The following is a 19,946-nucleotide window of genomic DNA, read 5'->3' as shown; positions in this document are numbered from 1 at the left end:
TGATTTTTTTTCGATAAACTCATCGGCAATATATGTCCTTTATGAATTTTGATTGTCCTATTTTTACAAAAAAATTACTACTAAGCTTTGATTTCAAGATCCACCATAGAACAAGTATTTGAAACCGCTCGCGTTGAAGAGGTTATTGGCGATTTCGTCAATCTCAAAAAAGCGGGCAGTAATTATAAAGGTTTAAGTCCGTTTAGTGACGAGCGTTCGCCGAGTTTTGTCGTGAGTCCGGTAAAGCAAATTTGGAAAGATTTTAGTAGTGGCAAAGGCGGAAATGCGGTGACTTTCATCATGGAGCATGAGCATTTCACTTATCCTGAAGCGATCAGATATCTTGCCAAAAAATACAATATTGAAATAGAGGAAACCGAACAGACCAATGAGCAAAAAGAAGAAGCCAATGAACGGGAAAGTCTCTTTTTGGTCAACGAGTTTGCCAGTGAATACTTCCAAAAAGTGCTTCATAAAACCGATCAAGGAAAAGCCATTGGCTTAAGTTATTTTAAGGAGCGTGGGTTTACCATTGAAACCATAAAGACCTTTGATTTGGGCTATGCACTTGATGAATGGCAAGCCTTTACGGATGAAGCTTTAAAAAAGGGTTACAAACTCGAATTTCTTGAAAAAACAGGATTGACCATTGTTAAGGATGACAAACGTTTTGATCGCTTTAAAGGTCGAGTCTTGTTTCCGATTCAAAGTATGAGCGGACGGGTTTTAGGTTTCGGAGGCCGAATCTTGGGAGCTGATAAAAAAGCGGCAAAATATCTGAATTCGCCTGAAAGTGAAGTGTATCATAAGAGTAAAATTCTGTATGGATTATATCATGCCAAGCAATCTATCGCCAAAGAAGACAATTGTTTTTTGGTAGAAGGCTATACGGATGTGATCCAATTCCACCAAACAGGCGTTAAGAATGTGGTCGCATCTTCGGGAACGGCTTTATCGCCCGAGCAGATTCGATTGATTAATCGTTTAACCAAAAATATCACGGTGCTTTTTGATGGGGATGCTGCGGGATTGCGAGCTTCGGTAAGAGGTATCGATTTAATTTTGGAGCAAGGAATGAATGTTAAGGTTTGTTCTTTTCCCGCGGGCGAAGATCCGGACAGCTTTGCAAGAAAAAATACCTTTGAAGAGCTTTCCGCTTATCTTCATGACAAGGCCATGGATTTCATTCAGTTTAAAGCCTCGTTGTTGGTTGAAGATGCCAAAAACGATCCTATAAAAAAGGCGGATACCATCCGGGAAATCGTCAATAGTATTTCAAAAATTCCTGATCCTATTAAGCGTGAGATTTATGTGAAGGAATGTTCGAATATCATGGACATTAGCGAGCAGGTCTTATTTACCACTTTAGCGCAAATCAATAATAAAGAAAGTAAGGAATTGAGCAGGCCACCTGATCCAAATCAAGTGCCTTTTGAAGTTTTTAGATCAGAACCGGCCGCAAAGAAAGTCAATCATCAATATGAATTGGAGCTAAAAATCATCGAGATCTTATTGCTTTATGGCAACGAAACTGAAGATTTTGAGGACTTGGTCATGAAAGAAGATGAGAAAACAGGCGAATTAAAAATGGAACCTGTCATTCAGCAAGCAAAAGTATTTGAGAAAATCTATTTAGACTTGCAGGAAGATGAAATGCAGTTTTCTGACGAGCGCTTCAAAAATTTATATTATGTTATTATTGATGCGCTGCACCAAGCCACAGACTTTCAGCTAAAGGACTTTATTAATAAGCTCGATCAGAACATGGCCAATGAAGTGACCACTATTTTGATGGATGATGAGCGTTATGTATTGCATGATTGGGAGCGAAATCATATCGTTCCCAAAGAAAAAAATGAGAGTATCGCACAATTGGTTACTCAAACGATTTTGAGTTTAAGATGTTTTCTAATAGATCAAAAAGTTGTGGAATACCAAAACGAAACGAGAAAGCCCGATGTAAATACGCTCGCCGTAATGGAAGATGTTAGAGACTACTTAAGACTAAAAACACTCTTGTCAAAAAAACTCGGAAAAGTAGTGGGTGGCAAAATTTAAACGGTGCCTATATGTTTTGCTTGATGAATCAAATCTACTAAATTGGTCACATTCAGTTTTTTGAAAAGCCGCGCTTTATAGGTGCTGACCGTTTTTTCGTTGATGTCGAGCTCTTGAGCAATTTCCTTGTTTTTCTTTCCGGACGATAATAATTTCAATACTTCGACTTCTCTGGTCGATAGACGTTTGTAAAGTTTGCTTTTGCTGTTCTTGGTGTCATCATAATTCAAGTGTTTGGCCATGTTCTCACTCAAATAGATACCACCATTATACACTTTTAATACCGCCTCCTTAATGGTTTTAGTATCCACTGATTTTGAAAGATAACCAGAGGCACCTGCTTTAATCGTGCTGATAGCATAAATTTCTTCAGGATGATGACTGAACATGATCACTTTTAAGTCGGTATGCTCTTTTTTAATGGCTCTTAAAGCGGTAATGCCATTCAGCTCGGGCAAATCAATTTCAGAGATTATAACATCAACAGGAAAGCGTCGGATAAATTCAAAAATTTCAATACCCGTTCCAATAGTTCCAACGACTTCAATATCTGGATCCGTGTCAAAAAGTAGTTTTAATCCTGCTCTGACAATGGGATGGTGGTCAACAACCAAAACCTTAATCATAATGTTCTATTATTAAATTGGTTACGTAAGTAAGTGTACGTAAGAAGGTCAGTTCAGGATTGGGAGATGTCCTACGTAAATATATAAAAAAAAACACGAAACTCAATAAGTTTCGTGAACATTCAATCAATTATAGGAATGATAGTTGAGATTATTTTAAATTTTTAGGGATTTTGCATATTGGAATCGGAATCATTTTATGCTGATTGATTTTATTGAGTCTTGAAAAGAGTTCAAAAACCTCACGTTTTCTGTCCTCGAAGTCAGTTGCAGTTTTACCGTTTTCTTTCATTTCCATCGCCCATTCCAATTCGGAATAAGACGCGCCAATTTGATCTTCGTCACTTCTATCATCGCCAAACAGGCCATCACTTGGCGCTGCATTAATAATAGAGTCCGTAATGCCCAATGCCTTGGCAATGGCGTAAACCTCGGTTTTCAGCAAATCTGCGATGGGGTTTAAATCGACGCCGCCATCACCATATTTGGTGTAAAACCCAATGCCAAAGTCTTCAATCTTGTTTCCTGTTCCTGCAACCAATAAGCCTTTTAATCCGGCATGGTAATAAAGCGTCGTCATTCTTAAGCGCGCACGTGTATTGGCAAGCGCCATGTCGACTATATCTGGTTTTCCATCTAAAGAAACCTGTCTTTTAAATTCTTCAAAAACGGGCGTTAAATCCACTAAATTATCCGACACATTTGGAAAATTGGCTTTGAGCTGTTTAATGTGTTCTTGACCTCTGGATACATGGCTTTCTGGTTGATGTATAGGCATTTCAATACATAAAACATCCAAACCTGTTTTGGCACATAATGTAGAGACTACTGCAGAATCAATTCCGCCAGAAATTCCGACAACAAAACCATTGACATGAGCGTTGGAGACGTACTCTTTTAACCAGTTTACAATGTGATCAATAACTTTTTCTGTTTGCATTTTAGGAAGATTTAACACAAAGAATACTACCTTTGTACAACAAAAATAAAGTAAACACTGAAGTAATAAAAATTAAAGACCTTTAAAAATCATCTATGAAGAATGTCGGTTTTCTAATTGTCCTTTTGCTTTTTTTTAACGCTTGTAAAAAAGACAATCAACTGGAAAGTGAAATTTCTAAAATTGATGTTGACGTTAATGTGGAGCGTTTTGATTTGGCTTTTGCGGACGCTAAACCAGCGGATTTGCCAAAATTGAAAGCCGCCTATCCTTTTTTATTTTCAGAGCGCATTCCTGATTCTATATGGATTGAGCGCATGAATGACACGCTGCAGAAGGAGCTGTCGAGTGAAGTCAAAAAAACCTTTGCCAAGTTTGATGATGTGGAAGACGATATTAGATCGCTTTTTCAACATTTGAAATATTATGATAAAATATTTAAAGTGCCGCGCATTATTACGGTCACTTCAGATGTGGATTATCGAAATAAAACCATTGTAACAGATACCATTGTACTGATTTCTTTAGATACTTATTTGGGCGCTGATCATCATTTCTATGAAGGTATTCAGAGGTATTTGACCTTAAGAATGGAGCGGTCTCAAATTGTGAGTGATTTGGCCTCAGACTATTCAGAACATTATATTCTTCAAAATAAATCAAAGACGCTTTTGGATGATATGATTTACTATGGTAAGGAGCTCTATTTTAAGGATAAAATGATCCCGTTTAAGTCAGATGCTGAAAAAATAGGCTATACCGAGGCGCAACTGGAATGGGTTATAGAAAATGAAAGTGAAGTGTGGCGCTACTTTATTGAACGCGAACTTTTGTTCAGTACCGATAATAGTTTGGCAGGCCGATTTATTGCAGATGCTCCTTTTTCAAAATTTTATTTGGAACTGGATAGTGAGTCTCCAGACAGAATCGGTCAGTACATCGGTTGGCAAATCGTTAGGTCTTACATGAAAAACAATGAGGTCAGCTTCATGGATATGTTGAAAATGAATGCTGAAGATATTTTTAATAATTCTAAATATAAACCCCGTAAATAATGTCAAATACTATAAAATCAACTATCGAATTATTCGTTGAATTGGATGAAAATCGAGTGCCTGAAAAATTGAGCTGGACTGCTCAAGATGGTGGCATCAAAAATGAAGAAGCTAAAGCGATGATGCTTTCAGTTTGGGATAGTGAAGCACAAGAAACGTTGCGTATCGATCTTTGGACTAAAGATATGCCCGTAGATGAAATGAAGTTGTTTTTTCATCAAACCTTGGTCGAAATGAGCAATACCTTCCATCGTGCCACTGAAGATGAAAAAATGACCGCCACCATGCGGGATTTCTGTGATTATTTTGCAGAAAAATTAGAACTCAAAACAAAGTAAAATCTCCAAACTATAAATTTTTCAATCCCGAAGCTTCGGGATTGAATGTTTTAAATAAATAGCTCTAAGAAAATGCGGAAACTCCTATATGTTTTAATTTTGGTTTTGTTGGTCATGTTTGGGTATCGTTATTTTTTTAACGATAAGGAAGAAACCATACTGCATGAGAATTCTGCACTCATACAAGAGCAAATCCGAAATGTGAGCAAATTGGTGGTCACGGAAGGGCATTTCAGTCAAGTGTTTACCTATAAAAACTCCAAGGCCGTTTTTGCCAATTTGGTCAATGTGGAAAAGAAAGCTTTAGTAGTTGTTAATGCTGACGTCACGGTTTCATATGATTTGAGCCAGATAGAATATGAAGTGGATGAAAGTACCAAAACGCTCAAAATTTTAAGCATTCCAAAAGAAGAGATCAAGATCAGCCCCGATTTTGAATATTATGATGTAACCGCCGATTTCCTAAATCCGTTTAAAGCGGAAGATTATAATAAGATCAAGGATAAAGTGAACGGGCAGCTGATGAAAAAAATCGAAGCCTCTAACTTAAAGAGTAACGCGCAAAATCGTTTGATCAGTGAATTGTCAAAATTCTTTATTTTAACAAATACTTTGGGATGGACACTGCAGTATGAAGGTAATTCCATCAAATCATCTGACGATTTACAAAACATCAAACTTTAAGACTTAGAAGCGGTGTTTGATAATCAGTGCGCTAACATCACAATTTGATCTACTTAAAAAGTCCTCTCCTTCGGAGGATTTAGGAGAGGATTTTCCTCTGCAAACTCGACCATCCACCACCATTTATAGCCTCAATATTATTCGATTTTAAAATTTGCGTTGCTTGACCTGAACGTGCGCCGCTTGCACAACAGGTGATAACAGGTTTGTTCATTTTCTGGATTTTTGCAACGTTATTTCTCAACTGATCCAACGGAATGTGTTTGGCGCTTTCAATATGACCATTATCCCATTCTCCTTTGGTTCTGACATCCAAAATGATGGCGCCTTTGTCTAAAAATTCCTTTATGTTTTTCTTTTTGTTCCCGAATAAAAAATCAAAAATTCCCATAGTTTTCTTTTGTTTAAATTTACATATTATTGACAAACTTAGAATTTTAAATTAGAACCCTTGGTTACAGAAGTTACACGCAGAGAAGAAATTATAGTTACAGCCACCAAACTTTTTAAAGAAAAAGGCTATAGTGCGGTAACCATGCGCGATTTGGCGACGGCAATGGGCATGAAAGCTGCCAGCCTTTACAATCATATCAATTCCAAACAGGATATTTTAAAAGCCATCATCATTTCGTTGGCCGAAGAATTTACACAAGGCATGGATTTGATTAAAAAATCAAAGCATAGCACCATCGAAAAGTTGAAGTTGATTGTCGAGCTTCATGTCCATATTACGACGAATAACACCTATGGTATGGCATCCTTAAACAATGATTGGATGCATTTAGAAGATCAATTGGAGTATTATTTGCAACTCCGAAAAAAATATGAGCAAGATTTTGTGGATATTATTAAAACTGGAATTTCCTCCAGTGAAATCATCGAGACAAATGCAGAAGTCGTAATGTTTTCAATACTTTCTACCCTGCGTTCACTGTATTTATGGATCCCCAAAAAGGAGGAAATTAATCTTAAAGAGTTAACCCAAAATCTGAGTGATGTCCTCATCTACGGAATTAACAAATAGTTAATAATTAATTTTGTAAATTTGTCACTCAAACTAACAAGTGTTAGTTTGAGGCTTACAAGCTTTTTTAACCTTGTAGGTTTTGATAAAAGGACAACTAATTAAATTTAACGCCTATGTCCTTTCCTTTGGAAAGGCTTAGGGACAGGATTATGGCAAAATTCCACAAGCTGAAAGTGGCCGACATTTATAAGGAAACAAAGGATTGCGTCGTCATTTCTTTTGAAGTTCCTGATCATCTCAAGGAGGCATTCAAATACAAACACGGTCAACATTTGACGCTGCGAAAGCAAATCAATGGCGCGGATATTCGGCGCAATTACTCTTTATGCTCAAGTCCTTTGGATGGTGAGTGGAAAGTGGCCGTAAAAACCATTCGCAATGGAGTTTTTTCCAATTATGCGCTTTATGAATTAAAAAAAGGCGACACCCTCGAGGTCATGGAACCACATGGCGAATTTACGGTGGGTGTCAACGTTGCAGCGCATAATAATTACATCGCATTTGCTGCTGGGAGCGGGATTACACCGTTGTTATCCATCATCAAAACCCATTTGCACCAGGAGCCAAACAGCACGTTTAAGCTGTTTTACTTGAACCGAACTGTAAAATCCATTATCTTTAAGGAGGAAATCGAACAACTTAAAAACGAGTTCTTTGACAGGTTTCAGGTGTTTTATTTTTTAACTAGAGAACATCGTGATATTCCATTTTTGAATGGTCGTTTTGACAAAGAAAAACTGGCAATATTGACCCGCACATTTATTGATGTTCCCGATACGCACCACGCCTTTATTTGCGGGCCTCAAGAGATGATTTTCTTGATTCGCGACGAATTGCAAGCGGCAGGAATGTCCAAGGATAATATTCATTACGAACTGTTCTTTACAGGCAGTTCAGCTGAAGAAAATAAACATATTGCCGATATCCTCGAACAAAGAATTGATGGCACGCAGGTAACCATTATTGATGGCGGAAAAGAATTTCATTTCATTATGGATGACGATTTCGATACTATTCTCGATGGTGCCTTGGCTGCTGGAGCCGATTTGCCGTTCGCTTGCAAAGGCGGCGTTTGCAGCACCTGCAAGTGTCAAGTCATCGAAGGATCGGTGAAAATGAAAAAGAATTACGCACTTGCCGACAAGGAAGTCGAGCAGAATTATGTGTTGAGCTGTCAAGCCGTGCCGACGAGTAAAAAGGTCGTGGTTGATTTTGATGTATAATTAGAATATTAACTTGGGCGTTACCCTAAAAAGGGTCGGGCTTTCCGCTATATCTTTTTTGTGAAAAACAAAAATGGATGTGGCCTCAAATGCGGAGCATTCACGAGCTCTTATATATCAAATAAGAATGAGCGAGTAATCCCTAACGCAACTCCGAACATTAAATAACATTTCACTAATATTAAGAACCATGAGTGAAGAACAAATTTTAAATCTAGAAAAGCAGTTCGAAGCACGGATCGCAAGAGACGAAAAAATCGAACCTAAAGATTGGATGCCCGAAAAGTACCGTCAGACCCATATTCGTCAGATGTCTCAACATGCGCATTCCGAAATTGTGGGCATGCTTCCAGAAGGCAATTGGATTACAAGAGCGCCTTCATTACGACGAAAAGTAGCCTTGTTGGCAAAAGTCCAAGATGAAGCTGGTCATGGTTTATACTTATATTCTGCCACCGAAACTTTAGGGATTTCCCGTGAGGAATTATACGAACAACTCCATTCTGGAAAAGCAAAATACTCTTCCATTTTCAATTATCCAACTGTTACTTGGGCCGATATGGGCGCCATTGGCTGGTTGGTTGATGGTGCAGCTATTATCAATCAAGTGCCGTTGTGTAGCACGTCTTACGGGCCTTATGCGAGAGCAATGGTAAGGGTTTGTAAAGAGGAAAGTTTTCATCAACGTCAAGGTTATGAAATCATGATAAAATTGATGAGTGGCACGCCCGAACAAAAGGAAATGGCGCAAGATGCCTTAAACCGATGGTGGTGGCCAAGTTTGATGATGTTAGGGCCAACAGATGCAGAATCCGTGCATACCGAGCAATCCATGAAATGGAAATTGAAACGTAAAACCAATGATGAATTACGTCAACAATTTATCGATCAAACCGTTCCACAAGCAGATTTAATCGGATTGGTCATTCCTGATCCCGACTTAAAATGGAACGAGGAACGTGGCAGCTACGATTTTGGAGAAATTAATTGGGACGAATTTTGGCAAGTCGTCAAAGGTCATGGGCCAATGAACAAAGAACGCATGAAAGCAAGAGTAGGCGCATGGGAGCGTGGCGAATGGGTTCGTGATGCGGCCATGGCACATGCCGAAAAGATAGCAAACAGAAAAGAAAAACAAGTAGTCTAATAAAGAGCTTGAAAATGAAATTGAAGTTGAAATCGAAGGATGTTCAATTTCAACTTCAATTTCGATTTCAATTTAACCAGATAATATATGTCAACGAAACAGTGGCCACTTTGGGAAGTCTTCGTCAGAAGTAAAAACGGATTGGAACATCGTCATTTCGGAAGTCTGCACGCAGCAGATGCAGAAATGGCCTTGGAAAACGCACGCGATGTGTACACCAGAAGAAATGAAGGTGTCAGTATTTGGGTCGTAGAATCCAAAAACATCACAGCTTCAAATCCAGAACACAACGGCGAATTATTTGAACCGGCACAAGATAAAGTTTACCGTCATCCAACATTTTACGAGTTGCCTGATGAAGTGAAATATATGTAACAAAGAAGTTGAAATCGAAATTGAAATTCAAACTGAAGTTAAATTGAAATTCAAAAAATGAGCGAGAATAAATTTGATTTGAGTGAGCGTTTAGAGGATTTCGCGACAAAATAATTCTGCTCTATGACAAAAAACCATTGTCATACGCAGGAGATTATTTAGCAAAACAACTCATTCGTTCCTCTTGCTCGTCAGCTTTGAATTATGGAGAGGTTTTAGGTGCCGGAACTGATAAGGATAAAATAAATAAGTTGAGAATATGCTTAAAGGAATTAAGAGAATGTCATCGAAATCTCAATATTCAAACGAAAGCAAAATTGTTTTCTGAAGATAGTCTAGTGTCATTAAAAGATGAAAATGACCAACTGATCAGAATCATAGTAACAAGAATAAAAAATATTAAATAGAAAATATAAAAGAAACAACTGGATTTTTTTAGGTTCAATTTCGACTTCAATTTCAATTTAGAAGAATTAGACGAAGCCCTTCAATTTCAAGTTCGATTTCAACTTCAATTTAATTATGAAAGATAATTTATATAACTACATCCTCGGAATCGCCGACAACAGTCTCATCCTCGGTCAACGCATGGGCGAACTCTGCGGACATGGGCCAAGTTTGGAAACTGATATCGCTTGCACAAATATCTCCCTCGATTTATTTGGACAAGTGCGCAGCTATTACCAATACGCGGCAAAACTTGTAGGAGATGGTCGGAACGAAGACGATATCGCCATGCTTCGCAAAGAACGCGAGTATGTAAATGTCTTGTTGGTGGAACAGCCTAACACAGATTTTGCTTACACCATGGTGCGTCATTTTTTATTTGATGTGTATCATTTACTGTTTTTAACCGAATTACAGAAAAGCAAGGATTTAACGTTGGCGGCAATTGCTACAAAATCGGTTAAAGAAGTGAGCTATCATCAGCGTTTTTCAACCGATTGGATCAAGCGATTGGGCGACGGAACCGATGAAAGTCAACAAAAAACACAAAATGCCATCAACGACTTATGGACATATACCGATGAGTTATTCCATCAAACCGAAGCCGATAAAGCCATGGTTCAGGAAGGAATTGGTGTAGATGTCACAAAATTAAAAGAAAAATATTACACAAAAATAAATAGCGTTTTGGAAGAAGCCACTTTGACTATTCCCGAATCAAAATACTTCCAAAAAGGAGGAAAGCAGGGCATTCATACCGAACACATGGGGTTTTTATTGGCCGAATTGCAATACATGCAACGCACGTATCCTAATATGGAATGGTAGAGCATTGTTGATTGCTGAATTTTGATTGTTGATTTTAGAAGGACTTCAAAAATCAAAAATCGTTAATCTTCAATCTTAAATAAATCATGACAAGCACAGAACAACATATCGACCCAAAACTGATCGCGATCCTGGAAGCGGTTTCCGATCCAGAAATCCCAGTCCTTTCAATAATGGATATGGGAGTGGTACGATCTGCGGTTATTGAAAATGACATCGTGAAAGTTCAAATCACACCAACTTACAGTGGTTGCCCAGCAATGGATGTGATTGGCGATGATATTAAAGCAGCTTTAAAAAAAGCAGGATACCATTCAGAAGTCGAATTAATTCTCTCGCCAGCTTGGACAACAGATTGGATTACCCCAAGAGGAAGAAAGTCTCTGGAAGATTATGGCATTGCAGCGCCATTAAACGCAGAAGCGGATAAAGATGTGTTATTGCACGGAAAGCGCTTAGTTAAATGTCCACAATGTGGATCCATAAATACGAGATTGGTAAGTCAATTTGGTTCAACGGCATGCAAAGCACAATTTCAGTGCAACGATTGTCATGAGCCTTTTGATTACTTTAAATGTTTAAAATAAAAAGATCAACGATTGCTGATTTATGATTGTTGATTTAAGAAGTGAGATAGTTCAACAATCAAAAGTCGTTAATCTTCAATCAAAAATCATATAAAATGAAATCAATTTTACTAGATATTAAAAACGGTGTCGCCACCATCACGCTCAACCGGCCAGAGGTCTTCAACAGTTTCAATCGTGAAATGGCATTTTTGCTTCAGGATACTTTAGATGCTTGTGAGAAAAATGATGCCGTAAGAGCAATTGTTCTTACAGGAAACGGAAAAGCATTTTGTGCGGGTCAAGACTTAAAAGAAGTCACATCGCCAGAATTAAATCCAGGTTTCAAAAAGATTCTCGAAGAGCATTACAATCCTATAATCACGAGAATTCGATCTATTAAAAAACCAATCATTGGCGCTATAAATGGTGTTGCTGCAGGAGCAGGGGCAAATATTGCTTTGGCCTGCGATATTGTTGTCGCTCACGAAAAAGTAAGTTTTATACAAGCATTCAGTCTTATTGGTTTGGTACCCGATAGCGCTGGAACCTTCTTTTTACCACGATTGATTGGTTTTCAAAAAGCTTTAGCAATTGCCATGTTAGGCGATAAAGTATCTGCAGAAGAAGCTGAAAAAATGGGAATGATTTATAAAGTTATTCCTTTAGAGTTTTTTGAGGCTGACGTCAGCGAACTAGCTTTAAAACTCGCTAATATGCCAACAAAAGCTTTAGGACTGATTAAAGAATTATTCAATAAATCGATGACCAATGATTTGGAAGCTCAATTAGCTTTAGAATCTAAATTGCAAATTGAAGCCGCGCAAACTGAAGATTATGCCGAAGGTGTTGCTGCGTTTATTGAAAAAAGACAGCCTAATTTTAAAGGTAAATGATTTGTGATTGAAGATTTACGATTTTTGATTTTTTGAAGTAATAAATTAGGAATATGAGACCAAACCAATTAGAAGAGCGACTTATTCAGTTTGCTATCGATGTCATTCTGATTTGCAAGAAGATCGACAATTCATTCGCATCAGAACATTTGGCAAAACAACTCATAAGATCTGCAACTTCAGCAGCTTTAAATTATGGAGAGGCGAGAGGTGGCGAATCTTCTAGAGATTTTCTTCATAAAATGAAAATTTGCTTGAAAGAACTTCGCGAGTGTTTAGTTAACATGAAAATCCAAAAAGGTGCTCAGCTTATTTTAGACATTGAAGGCTTAGATAAATTAATAAAAGAAAACGACGAACTCATTTCTATTTTTGTTGTTAGTATAAAAACTGCATCCTTAAAGCTGAAATAATATATTTATGACAAATCAAAAATCAAAAATCAGCAATCAACAATCAACAATCAAATTGATCGGAATTCTCGGCTCAGGAACCATGGGCAGCGGCATCGCACAAGTAGCAGCAACATCTGGCTGTCAAGTGAAATTATACGACACCAATCAAGAAGCCTTGGATAAAGCAAAAGTAGCTTTGGAGAAAATTCTGTCGCGATTAGTTGAAAAAAAACGTATTGATTCTACAGAAAAAGCACGAATTCAAAATAACATTTCTTACGTAAATAATTTAAAGGATTTATCAGATTCCGATCTGACAATTGAAGCTATTATTGAAAATCTGGACATTAAGAAAAAAGTCTTTTCCGAATTGGAAACTTATGTGTCTGATAACTGTATCATCGCATCAAACACCTCAAGTTTGTCCATTGCTTCGATTGCGGCTTCCTTAAATAGACCAGAACGTTGTATTGGGATTCATTTTTTCAATCCCGCGCCATTGATGCAGTTGGTAGAAGTTATTCCGGCTATACAAACCTCAAAAGAAGTTCTTGAAAAATCAGTAAAGATTATTTCTGATTGGAAAAAAGTGGTCGCCGTTGCAAAAGATACTCCTGGATTTATCGTGAATCGTGTGGCAAGACCATTTTATGGAGAAGCTCTACGGATTTATGAAGAAGGCATTGCCGATTTTCATACCATTGATGAGAGCATGAAAACTTTAGGGGGTTTCCGAATGGGGCCTTTTGAACTCATGGATTTTATTGGGAATGATGTCAATTATACGGTCACAGAAACGGTGTTCACTGCATTTTATTTTGATCCAAGATATAAGCCATCCTTCACTCAAAAACGTTTTTCAGAAGCGGGTTATTTGGGCAGGAAATCAGGAAAAGGCTATTATGATTATGATAAAAATGGAGCGATCGTCATTCTTGAACGTGATTACTATCAAGGGAAGGGCTCACATGATAAAAACTTGCCACAACAAATATTCGACCGTGTCCTGGTCATGCTCATTAACGAAGCAGCCGATGCTTTATTCTGGAATATCGCTTCCGCAGAAGATATTGATAACGCCATGACCAAAGGCGTCAACTATCCGAAAGGCTTGTTGGCTTGGGCAGATGAAAAGGGAATCGATTGGTGTGTCAATAAAATGGACGAATTGTACGATGAATATCGAGAAGATAGGTACCGCTGTAGTCCGTTGTTGAGGAGAATGAATAAATCAGGTTTGAGGTTTTTTGATTAACGATTGCTGAATGCTGATTTTTGATTTAAGAAGTTATACACTTCAACAATCAAAAATCGTTAATCTTCAATCAAAAATAAATTAAATGAACGGAAATAAAATACCCTATAAAATGCTATCACTCGATCCCTTCAGCTCCTGGCTCGGCATCGAAATTCTAGAATGTGAGATCGGCAGATGTAAAGTCGCTATGACCATTCGTAAAGAAATGCTCAACAGTATGGGGAAAGCGCATGGAGGTATTAGCTATTCATTAGCAGATACCGCTTTTGGTTTTGCTGCAAATACGCATGGAAAATATGCGGTTTCCATTGAAACCAGCATCAACCATATTGAAGCATTAATTGAAGGGGATTATTTAATCGCTGAATCGGTGATTGAAAACGTTAAAAATAAATTGGGCTTTAATATTATTGAAGTCAAACGAGGCGATGAATTGGTTGCTCTTTTTAAAGGTGTGGTCTATCGAACCAGCAAAAATTGGGAAGAATAGCCTATAAATTTTTATGAATTTAGTAAATTAGAGGTATAAACACTAAACAATAAATCATATGAAATGGGAAGGTAGAAGACAAAGTGGGAATTTGGAAGACCGTCGTGGGATGAGTTCCAAAGGGAAATTAGCTGCTGGTGGTGGAATCATCGCTATTGTAGTAGTTTTGCTCCAGCTTTTTGGCGGCGAAACCGGTCAGCAATTAGCGCCGATTCTTGAAGGCGTATCCCGACAACCCGTTTCCCAACCAACAGAACAAAGGGAGTTAACTGCAAAAGAAAAGGAGACGGGCGTTCTTTTTAAGAGAATTTTGGCAAGTACCGAGGATACTTGGAGCCAAATATTTACAGAAAATAATATTGGTAATTATGATAAGCCAGGTATGGTTTTATTTACTGATGCTGTCAGTACGGGATGCGGCAATGCAAGTTCTTCTGCGGGGCCATTTTATTGTCCGGCAGACCAAAAACTGTATATGGATTTGGCATTTTTTGACGAATTGCAATCGCGATTCGGAGCTAAAGGTGGCGACTTCGCGATGGCTTATGTGACCGCTCACGAAATTGGACATCACGTCCAAACCTTGCTCGGAACCTCTCAGAAAGTCCGTCAAATGCAACAACAAACTAATGCTGCAGGAGCCAATCGATTATCAGTAGCACAAGAGCTTCAAGCCGATTTTTACGCAGGAGTTTGGGCGCATTACAATCAGAAGTATTTGGAAGAAGGCGATATTGACGAGGCTTTGAGTGCTGCAAATGCGGTGGGCGATGATGCCATTCAAAGAAGAGTTCAGGGTAATGTGCAACCAGATAGCTTTACCCATGGCACTTCAGAACAACGTAAGTTTTGGTTCTTAAAAGGATACAAAACTGGCGATATCAAACAAGGCGATACGTTTTCGGAATTGAATCGATAAAATCTAGAAATTAAAAAATTAATGATGGGAATTTATTTATTGAAGAGGTCTTGAATGCTTACTTCAAAAATCAGAAATCATTGATCAACAATCAACAATATTTAATGGAAGCATACATCATAGACGGAATCAGAACACCAATAGGAAGTTATCAAGGCACATTATCCGTTGTAAGAACTGACGATTTAGGAGCATTAGTCATTGAGGAAATCGTAAAGCGAAATCCGAATATCCCAAAAGATGCCTATGACGATGTTATTTTGGGCTGTGCCAATCAAGCAGGAGAGGACAACCGAAATGTGGCTAGAATGTCCGCACTTTTGGCAGGACTGCCATTTACAGTTCCTGGCGAAACCGTCAACCGTTTATGTAGTTCAGGTTTGTCCGCAATCATTCATGCCAATCGTGCGATAAAAGCAGGCGATGGCGATGTGTTTATTGCTGGAGGCGTTGAAAATATGACCCGCGGCCCATACATTGTCGCAAAACCGTCGAGTGCATTCGGTACAGATGCCCAAATGTATGATTCGAGTTTTGGTTGGCGATTTGTCAATCCGAAAATGCAAAAACTATATGGAACGGATGGCATGGGCCAAACGGCGGAAAACTTGGTCGAGAAATATAATATTTCAAGAGAAGATCAAGATAAATTCGCTTATTGGAGTCAGATGAAAGCGGCTAAAGCACAAGAAAATGGACGTTTATCAAAAGAAATCATAACGGTTGAAATTCCACAACGAAAGATGGATCCAATAAAATTTTCAAAAGATGAATTTGTAAAACCAAGTACGTCTTTAGAAGTTTTAGGAAAATTGCGTGGCGCTTTCAAATCTGAAGGAGGAAGTGTTACCGCTGGAAATTCATCTGGATTAAATGATGGTGCGGCCGCTACAATTATAGCTTCGGAAGATGCTATAAAAAAATATAATCTAACGCCATTGGCGCGCATTGTAAGTTCGGCCGTTGTTGGTGTGGAGCCGAGAATCATGGGTATTGGCCCTGTGGAAGCCTCGAATAAAGCATTGAAAAAAGCTGGATTAACTATGGCCGACATGGATGTCATCGAGCTCAACGAAGCTTTTGCAGCACAAGCGTTGGCATGCACAAGAGCTTGGGGATTGGCAGACGATGACCCAAGATTGAATCCCAACGGTGGATCCATCGCTATTGGCCATCCGCTTGGTGTCACGGGAACTAGAATAACATATTCCGCAGCTTTGGAGTTGAAAGAAACCGGAAAACGCTATGCGTTGATTACCATGTGTATTGGCGTGGGTCAGGGTTATGCGGCTATAATAGAACGTGTCTAATTCCTGCGAAGGCAGGAATCTCATGATAAATAGTAGAAACCACTAATTCATGCGCATTCCATTATAAATAGTTTTTTTGGAAATATTGAGATTTAAGATTGAATTAAATAACATAAATATTGATTATATTTATAATAAATAAATATAAAATGGCAACATTCACATCATCATTACCAGATAAATTGCTGGAAGATCTCGCTGAGACAGCAAAAAAGTTAAAGCTTCCAAAGAATAAAATTATAGAGAAGGCATTGGAATATTATTTGGACCAAATAAAGCGCGCTGAGTACGCCAAGTCGTTTCAACGTGCTGCAAAGGATCCAGAAATGCTTTCACTTGCTGAAGAAGGTTTGGAAGATTATATGCGAATTTTAAAGGAACTCGAGAAGCAATGAGACAAGGGGAAATATGGAATGTATATCTCGATCCTATTAAAGGAAACGAACAAGCTGGAAATAGGCCTGCTATTGTTATTAGCGGCAATTTGATGAATGCGAATTCTGATTTAGCGATTATCTGTCCGTTGACAAGTTCGTTAAAGGGTTATAAGGGTCATCCTATTTTAAAACCAAACAAAACCAATGGTTTAGAAGTGACATCAGAAGTCTTAGTGTTTCAAATTAGAACACTATCAAAACTACGGTTCAAGAAAAGGATAGGAACAGCTTCCGCAGAAGATGTTTCAAAAATAAAAGAAACCCTTGATGATATTTTGAGATTGTGACCTTTACTATTAAAAGTGTAATGGTTACTACAATCTCCTTTGTTGAAAAATAAAAGAATAGAATGAAAAAAATACAAAATTACGTCACAGGACAATGGCTAGAAGGTAAAGGAGAAGGTGTTCCTATGTTTGACTCTGTTACTGGAGAAGTCGTAGCACTTTCAGATACCGAAGGTTTGGATTTCGCCGAAATTCTTCATTATGGAAGAACCGTAGGTGGTCAAATCCTTCGCAATATGACCTTTCAGGAACGTGGAAATATGTTAAAGAGCTTGGCCTTATATCTGGTCAAAAGAAAAGAAGCTTTTTATGAATTAAGTTATAGAACAGGCGCTACCAGAGTAGATAGTTGGATCGATATTGAAGGCGGATTTGGTAACCTTTTCGCTAATGCATCTTTAAGAAAATTATTCCCTAATCAATCGTATCACGTAGAAGGCGAACCTATTGATTTATCACGTGGCGGACGCTTTATGGCACATCATATTATGGTGCCAAAACGAGGCGTGGCTATTCATATTAATGCCTTTAATTTCCCGGTTTGGGGCATGTTGGAAAAATGCGCTACCAATTGGATGGCTGGCGTTCCTGCAGTGGTAAAACCTGCAACAAATGGTTCTTTTTTGACAGAGGCGGTCGTGCGTGAAGTCATCGCCTCTGGAATATTGCCAGAAGGTGCATTACAATTAATTACAGGTTCCGCTAGAACTATTTTAGATACCGTCGAATCTCAAGATGTCGTAACCTTCACGGGTTCCGCTACTACAGGTCAACTTTTAAAATCCCATAAACGAATCATTGAAGAATCTGTGCCATTCAATATGGAAGCGGATTCGCTCAATGCTTCTGTTTTAGGAGAAGATGCCATTCCTGGAACTCCAGAATTCGACTTGTTCATTAAGGAAGTTCGTAACGAAATGACCGTGAAATGTGGACAAAAATGTACTGCCATCCGCAGAGTGATTGTGCCAGAGAATCTTGTTGAAGACGTTCAAATTGCATTGGGAATGGCCTTAGATAAAGTCACTATTGGCGATCCACGTCTCAAAGAAGTCCGCATGGGTGCTTTGATAAGTAAAGATCAAGCCGCTGAAGTGAGAGATCGCGTTCAGGAATTGGCTAAAACGGCAAGTATCGTTTATGGCGATTTAGATAAAATCGAAACCATCGGAGCTGATGCAAAAAAAGGGGCGTTTTTAAGTCCGATTTTGCTACGAGAAGATCATCCGTTCAAAAACTTAGCAGTTCATGAAACTGAAGCTTTTGGCCCCGTAAGTACCATAATGCCTTATAAAAATTTAGAGGAAGCCATCTTGTTGGCGCAAATGGGGAAAGGATCGTTAGTATCCTCCATTGCTACTTATAACGATAAAATTGCGAAAGATTATGTCATCAATGCCGCCAGTCATCACGGACGGATTTTAGTCATCAACCGTGAGATGGCCAAAGAAAGTACCGGCCATGGTTCGCCCTTGCCAAACTTGGTTCATGGCGGTCCCGGACGTGCTGGAGGTGGAGAGGAAATGGGTGGCGTACGTGGTATCAAACACTATTTACAACGCACCGCTATTCAAGGGACGCCAACAACCTTAACAGAAATCACAGGCATTTATCAAGCTAATGCAAAATATAAAGAAGCTGAACAGCATCCATTCAAATACCATTGGGAAGATATCCAACCAGGAATGTCACTAAAAACCCATAAGCGTACCTTGACAGATACGGACATTATCAATTTTTCAAACCTTACTTGGGATCATTTCTATGCCCATACCGACACGACCTCTTTAGACGGGAGCATTTTTGAAAAGCGAACTGCTCATGGGTATTTGATCATTGCTGCAGCCGCCGGATTGTTTGTCTATCCTAATAAAGGTCCTGTGGCCGCCAATTATGGATTGGAAGACTGCCGTTTCCTGCGGCCATTATATCATAATGACACCATATATGTAAGATTGACTTGTAAGCAAAAAGCAGATAGAGATGTCGCTTCCGCAGAACACCCAAGTGGCATCGTCAAATGGTTTGTTGAAATTTTTGATGCCACGGACGAATTGGTAGCCGTAGCTACAGTCTTAACCATGGTTCAGAAAAAACAAGAAACTTTTGTTGAAATGACGGATGAGAAAATTGAGGAATATCTTTCAAAATTAACTCCAGATATGAAGCCAAATTGGGGCATTATGACGCCACAGCACATGTTGGAGCATTTGGAATACACCTATAAAATAGCTTCAGGCGAGATTCAGGATTTTGAAGTGGCAACACCAGAAAAGATTTTGGAAAAAGTCCATGCAAGTCTTTATAACTATGAGAAATTTCCACGAAATTCTAAATTCCCATCGCTCGAGAAAGACAAGCTATTTGATTTAAAATATCCTGATTTGGAAACGGCAAAAGCAAAGTTCAACGAACAAAGAGAAAAGTATGTGGTGTATTTCAAAGAGCACCCAGATGCTAAATTGAAAAACTTGGTGTTTGGAGAACTTAACAAATATGAATCTTATTTGTTAGAGAGGAAACACCTTAATCATCACTTTGAACAGTTTGGGCTTTTGTAGCCCAAACTGTTCAAAGCGCCCGAGAAATCGGGTGTCTCTTAAATAAAATCTAATTAATGAGTTTGCTGTTTTTATAGAA

At 38.5% G+C, this 19,946-nt stretch carries 23 protein-coding genes; 20 read left to right on the top strand and 3 right to left on the bottom strand.

The annotated features are described in order from the left end of the window. The first annotated feature begins 87 nt into the window (after positions 1–87). Positions 88–2,058 carry a DNA primase gene (dnaG, locus tag ACOH2D_RS12480; RefSeq protein ID WP_348037188.1) on the top strand — a complete coding sequence of 657 codons (1,971 nt, stop codon included), beginning with the start codon at positions 88–90 and terminating at the stop codon, positions 2,056–2,058. Here dnaG and ACOH2D_RS12475 read toward each other — a convergent pair. Together ACOH2D_RS12475 and nadE are read right to left on the bottom strand one after the other, a co-directional pair. Continuing rightward, a complete protein-coding gene (locus ACOH2D_RS12475; RefSeq protein WP_348037190.1) occupies positions 2,055–2,684 on the bottom strand; it encodes a response regulator in 630 nt (209 codons plus the stop codon). The two genes, dnaG and ACOH2D_RS12475, sit on opposite strands and share 4 nt — an antisense overlap. A 151-nt stretch (positions 2,685–2,835) precedes the next feature. Then, entirely contained in the window at positions 2,836–3,624 is a 789-nt protein-coding gene (gene nadE / locus ACOH2D_RS12470; protein ID WP_348037192.1) for an NAD(+) synthase, read from the bottom strand. Between the two features lie 95 nt (positions 3,625–3,719). Here nadE and gldB point away from each other — a divergent pair, with 95 nt between their 5' ends. The 3 genes from gldB (at position 3,720) to ACOH2D_RS12455 (ending at position 5,701) form a co-directional block, all read left to right on the top strand. Then, positions 3,720–4,679, top strand: coding sequence for a gliding motility lipoprotein GldB (gene gldB / locus ACOH2D_RS12465; protein WP_449535437.1), 960 nt, complete (start codon positions 3,720–3,722; stop codon positions 4,677–4,679). Continuing rightward, positions 4,679–5,017, top strand: coding sequence for a gliding motility protein GldC (gene gldC, locus ACOH2D_RS12460; RefSeq protein WP_449535436.1), 339 nt, complete (start codon positions 4,679–4,681; stop codon positions 5,015–5,017). The genes gldB and gldC overlap by 1 nt, the downstream gene beginning before the upstream one ends. Before the next feature lie 72 nt (positions 5,018–5,089). Continuing rightward, positions 5,090–5,701 carry a DUF4230 domain-containing protein gene (locus tag ACOH2D_RS12455; RefSeq protein WP_449535435.1) on the top strand — a complete coding sequence of 204 codons (612 nt, stop codon included), beginning with the start codon at positions 5,090–5,092 and terminating at the stop codon, positions 5,699–5,701. 79 nt (positions 5,702–5,780) lie between these two features. On the opposite strand, the gene ACOH2D_RS12450 is transcribed toward ACOH2D_RS12455, so the two are convergent. After that, on the bottom strand, positions 5,781–6,092 hold the full coding sequence (locus tag ACOH2D_RS12450) for a rhodanese-like domain-containing protein (RefSeq protein WP_348037200.1): 312 nt from the start codon (positions 6,090–6,092) through the stop codon (positions 5,781–5,783). 60 nt (positions 6,093–6,152) lie between these two features. On the opposite strand from ACOH2D_RS12450, the gene ACOH2D_RS12445 reads away from it, so the two are divergent. From ACOH2D_RS12445 to paaZ, 16 genes are all read left to right on the top strand, one after another. Further along, on the top strand, positions 6,153–6,725 hold the full coding sequence (locus ACOH2D_RS12445; protein ID WP_348037202.1) for a TetR/AcrR family transcriptional regulator: 573 nt from the start codon (positions 6,153–6,155) through the stop codon (positions 6,723–6,725). 152 nt (positions 6,726–6,877) lie between these two features. Then, complete coding sequence (gene paaE, locus ACOH2D_RS12440) at positions 6,878–7,951, top strand: 1,2-phenylacetyl-CoA epoxidase subunit PaaE (protein WP_348037204.1); 1,074 nt, start codon at positions 6,878–6,880, stop codon at positions 7,949–7,951. A 190-nt stretch (positions 7,952–8,141) separates the two neighbouring features. Continuing rightward, positions 8,142–9,098 carry a 1,2-phenylacetyl-CoA epoxidase subunit PaaA gene (paaA, locus tag ACOH2D_RS12435; protein WP_449535434.1) on the top strand — a complete coding sequence of 319 codons (957 nt, stop codon included), beginning with the start codon at positions 8,142–8,144 and terminating at the stop codon, positions 9,096–9,098. A gap of 87 nt (positions 9,099–9,185) precedes the next feature. Then, on the top strand, positions 9,186–9,473 hold the full coding sequence (gene paaB, locus ACOH2D_RS12430) for a 1,2-phenylacetyl-CoA epoxidase subunit PaaB (RefSeq protein ID WP_449535433.1): 288 nt from the start codon (positions 9,186–9,188) through the stop codon (positions 9,471–9,473). 137 nt (positions 9,474–9,610) lie between these two features. After that, a complete protein-coding gene (locus ACOH2D_RS12425) occupies positions 9,611–9,880 on the top strand; it encodes a four helix bundle protein (protein ID WP_449535432.1) in 270 nt (89 codons plus the stop codon). A 115-nt stretch (positions 9,881–9,995) separates the two neighbouring features. Further along, positions 9,996–10,748 carry a 1,2-phenylacetyl-CoA epoxidase subunit PaaC gene (gene paaC / locus ACOH2D_RS12420; protein WP_449535431.1) on the top strand — a complete coding sequence of 251 codons (753 nt, stop codon included), beginning with the start codon at positions 9,996–9,998 and terminating at the stop codon, positions 10,746–10,748. 86 nt (positions 10,749–10,834) lie between these two features. After that, the gene (gene paaD / locus ACOH2D_RS12415; protein ID WP_348035690.1) at positions 10,835–11,335 is read left to right on the top strand and encodes a 1,2-phenylacetyl-CoA epoxidase subunit PaaD; all 501 of its coding nucleotides are present in this window, start codon (positions 10,835–10,837) and stop codon (positions 11,333–11,335) included. A gap of 95 nt (positions 11,336–11,430) precedes the next feature. Beyond that, complete coding sequence (locus tag ACOH2D_RS12410; protein ID WP_348035692.1) at positions 11,431–12,210, top strand: enoyl-CoA hydratase-related protein; 780 nt, start codon at positions 11,431–11,433, stop codon at positions 12,208–12,210. A 53-nt stretch (positions 12,211–12,263) separates the two neighbouring features. Continuing rightward, positions 12,264–12,623 (top strand): four helix bundle protein, encoded by a 360-nt coding sequence (locus ACOH2D_RS12405; RefSeq protein ID WP_449535430.1) that lies wholly within the window; start codon positions 12,264–12,266, stop codon positions 12,621–12,623. Between the two features lie 7 nt (positions 12,624–12,630). Continuing rightward, complete coding sequence (locus ACOH2D_RS12400) at positions 12,631–13,860, top strand: 3-hydroxyacyl-CoA dehydrogenase NAD-binding domain-containing protein (RefSeq protein WP_449535429.1); 1,230 nt, start codon at positions 12,631–12,633, stop codon at positions 13,858–13,860. Positions 13,861–13,945: 85 nt separating this feature from the next. Then, complete coding sequence (locus ACOH2D_RS12395) at positions 13,946–14,353, top strand: PaaI family thioesterase (protein WP_449535428.1); 408 nt, start codon at positions 13,946–13,948, stop codon at positions 14,351–14,353. Positions 14,354–14,411: 58 nt separating this feature from the next. Beyond that, positions 14,412–15,272, top strand: coding sequence for a KPN_02809 family neutral zinc metallopeptidase (ypfJ, locus tag ACOH2D_RS12390; RefSeq protein WP_348036905.1), 861 nt, complete (start codon positions 14,412–14,414; stop codon positions 15,270–15,272). A 104-nt stretch (positions 15,273–15,376) separates the two neighbouring features. Further along, positions 15,377–16,582 carry a 3-oxoadipyl-CoA thiolase gene (pcaF, locus tag ACOH2D_RS12385; RefSeq protein WP_348036903.1) on the top strand — a complete coding sequence of 402 codons (1,206 nt, stop codon included), beginning with the start codon at positions 15,377–15,379 and terminating at the stop codon, positions 16,580–16,582. Positions 16,583–16,731: 149 nt separating this feature from the next. After that, positions 16,732–16,977, top strand: coding sequence for a ribbon-helix-helix domain-containing protein (locus tag ACOH2D_RS12380; protein WP_348036901.1), 246 nt, complete (start codon positions 16,732–16,734; stop codon positions 16,975–16,977). Further along, a complete protein-coding gene (locus tag ACOH2D_RS12375; protein ID WP_449535427.1) occupies positions 16,974–17,306 on the top strand; it encodes a type II toxin-antitoxin system PemK/MazF family toxin in 333 nt (110 codons plus the stop codon). Before ACOH2D_RS12380 ends, ACOH2D_RS12375 begins: the two co-directional genes overlap by 4 nt. Positions 17,307–17,368: 62 nt before the next feature. Next, entirely contained in the window at positions 17,369–19,867 is a 2,499-nt protein-coding gene (paaZ, locus tag ACOH2D_RS12370; protein ID WP_449535426.1) for a phenylacetic acid degradation bifunctional protein PaaZ, read from the top strand. The last annotated feature ends 79 nt before the right edge of the window (positions 19,868–19,946 follow it).

This window comes from Gelidibacter sp. (assembly GCF_053579655.1).
This window is presented reverse-complemented; position numbering and strand designations above follow the sequence as displayed.

Excerpts from the sequence above, each read along its gene's own strand:
- ACOH2D_RS12380 (WP_348036901.1), top strand. The coding sequence starts at position 16,732 with ATGGCAACATTCACATCATCATTACCAGATAAATTGCTGGAAGATCTC.
- paaB (WP_449535433.1), top strand. The coding sequence starts at position 9,186 with ATGTCAACGAAACAGTGGCCACTTTGGGAAGTCTTCGTCAGAAGTAAA.
- ypfJ (WP_348036905.1), top strand. The coding sequence starts at position 14,412 with ATGAAATGGGAAGGTAGAAGACAAAGTGGGAATTTGGAAGACCGTCGT.
- paaZ (WP_449535426.1), top strand. The coding sequence starts at position 17,369 with ATGAAAAAAATACAAAATTACGTCACAGGACAATGGCTAGAAGGTAAA.
- ACOH2D_RS12395 (WP_449535428.1), top strand. The coding sequence starts at position 13,946 with ATGAACGGAAATAAAATACCCTATAAAATGCTATCACTCGATCCCTTC.
- gldB (WP_449535437.1), top strand. The coding sequence starts at position 3,720 with ATGAAGAATGTCGGTTTTCTAATTGTCCTTTTGCTTTTTTTTAACGCT.
- ACOH2D_RS12450 (WP_348037200.1), bottom strand. The coding sequence starts at position 6,092 with ATGGGAATTTTTGATTTTTTATTCGGGAACAAAAAGAAAAACATAAAG.
- ACOH2D_RS12475 (WP_348037190.1), bottom strand. The coding sequence starts at position 2,684 with ATGATTAAGGTTTTGGTTGTTGACCACCATCCCATTGTCAGAGCAGGA.
- paaD (WP_348035690.1), top strand. The coding sequence starts at position 10,835 with ATGACAAGCACAGAACAACATATCGACCCAAAACTGATCGCGATCCTG.
- ACOH2D_RS12405 (WP_449535430.1), top strand. The coding sequence starts at position 12,264 with ATGAGACCAAACCAATTAGAAGAGCGACTTATTCAGTTTGCTATCGAT.
- nadE (WP_348037192.1), bottom strand. The coding sequence starts at position 3,624 with ATGCAAACAGAAAAAGTTATTGATCACATTGTAAACTGGTTAAAAGAG.
- ACOH2D_RS12400 (WP_449535429.1), top strand. The coding sequence starts at position 12,631 with ATGACAAATCAAAAATCAAAAATCAGCAATCAACAATCAACAATCAAA.
- ACOH2D_RS12375 (WP_449535427.1), top strand. The coding sequence starts at position 16,974 with ATGAGACAAGGGGAAATATGGAATGTATATCTCGATCCTATTAAAGGA.
- pcaF (WP_348036903.1), top strand. The coding sequence starts at position 15,377 with ATGGAAGCATACATCATAGACGGAATCAGAACACCAATAGGAAGTTAT.
- ACOH2D_RS12410 (WP_348035692.1), top strand. The coding sequence starts at position 11,431 with ATGAAATCAATTTTACTAGATATTAAAAACGGTGTCGCCACCATCACG.
- paaC (WP_449535431.1), top strand. The coding sequence starts at position 9,996 with ATGAAAGATAATTTATATAACTACATCCTCGGAATCGCCGACAACAGT.
- paaA (WP_449535434.1), top strand. The coding sequence starts at position 8,142 with ATGAGTGAAGAACAAATTTTAAATCTAGAAAAGCAGTTCGAAGCACGG.
- gldC (WP_449535436.1), top strand. The coding sequence starts at position 4,679 with ATGTCAAATACTATAAAATCAACTATCGAATTATTCGTTGAATTGGAT.
- ACOH2D_RS12455 (WP_449535435.1), top strand. The coding sequence starts at position 5,090 with ATGCGGAAACTCCTATATGTTTTAATTTTGGTTTTGTTGGTCATGTTT.
- paaE (WP_348037204.1), top strand. The coding sequence starts at position 6,878 with ATGGCAAAATTCCACAAGCTGAAAGTGGCCGACATTTATAAGGAAACA.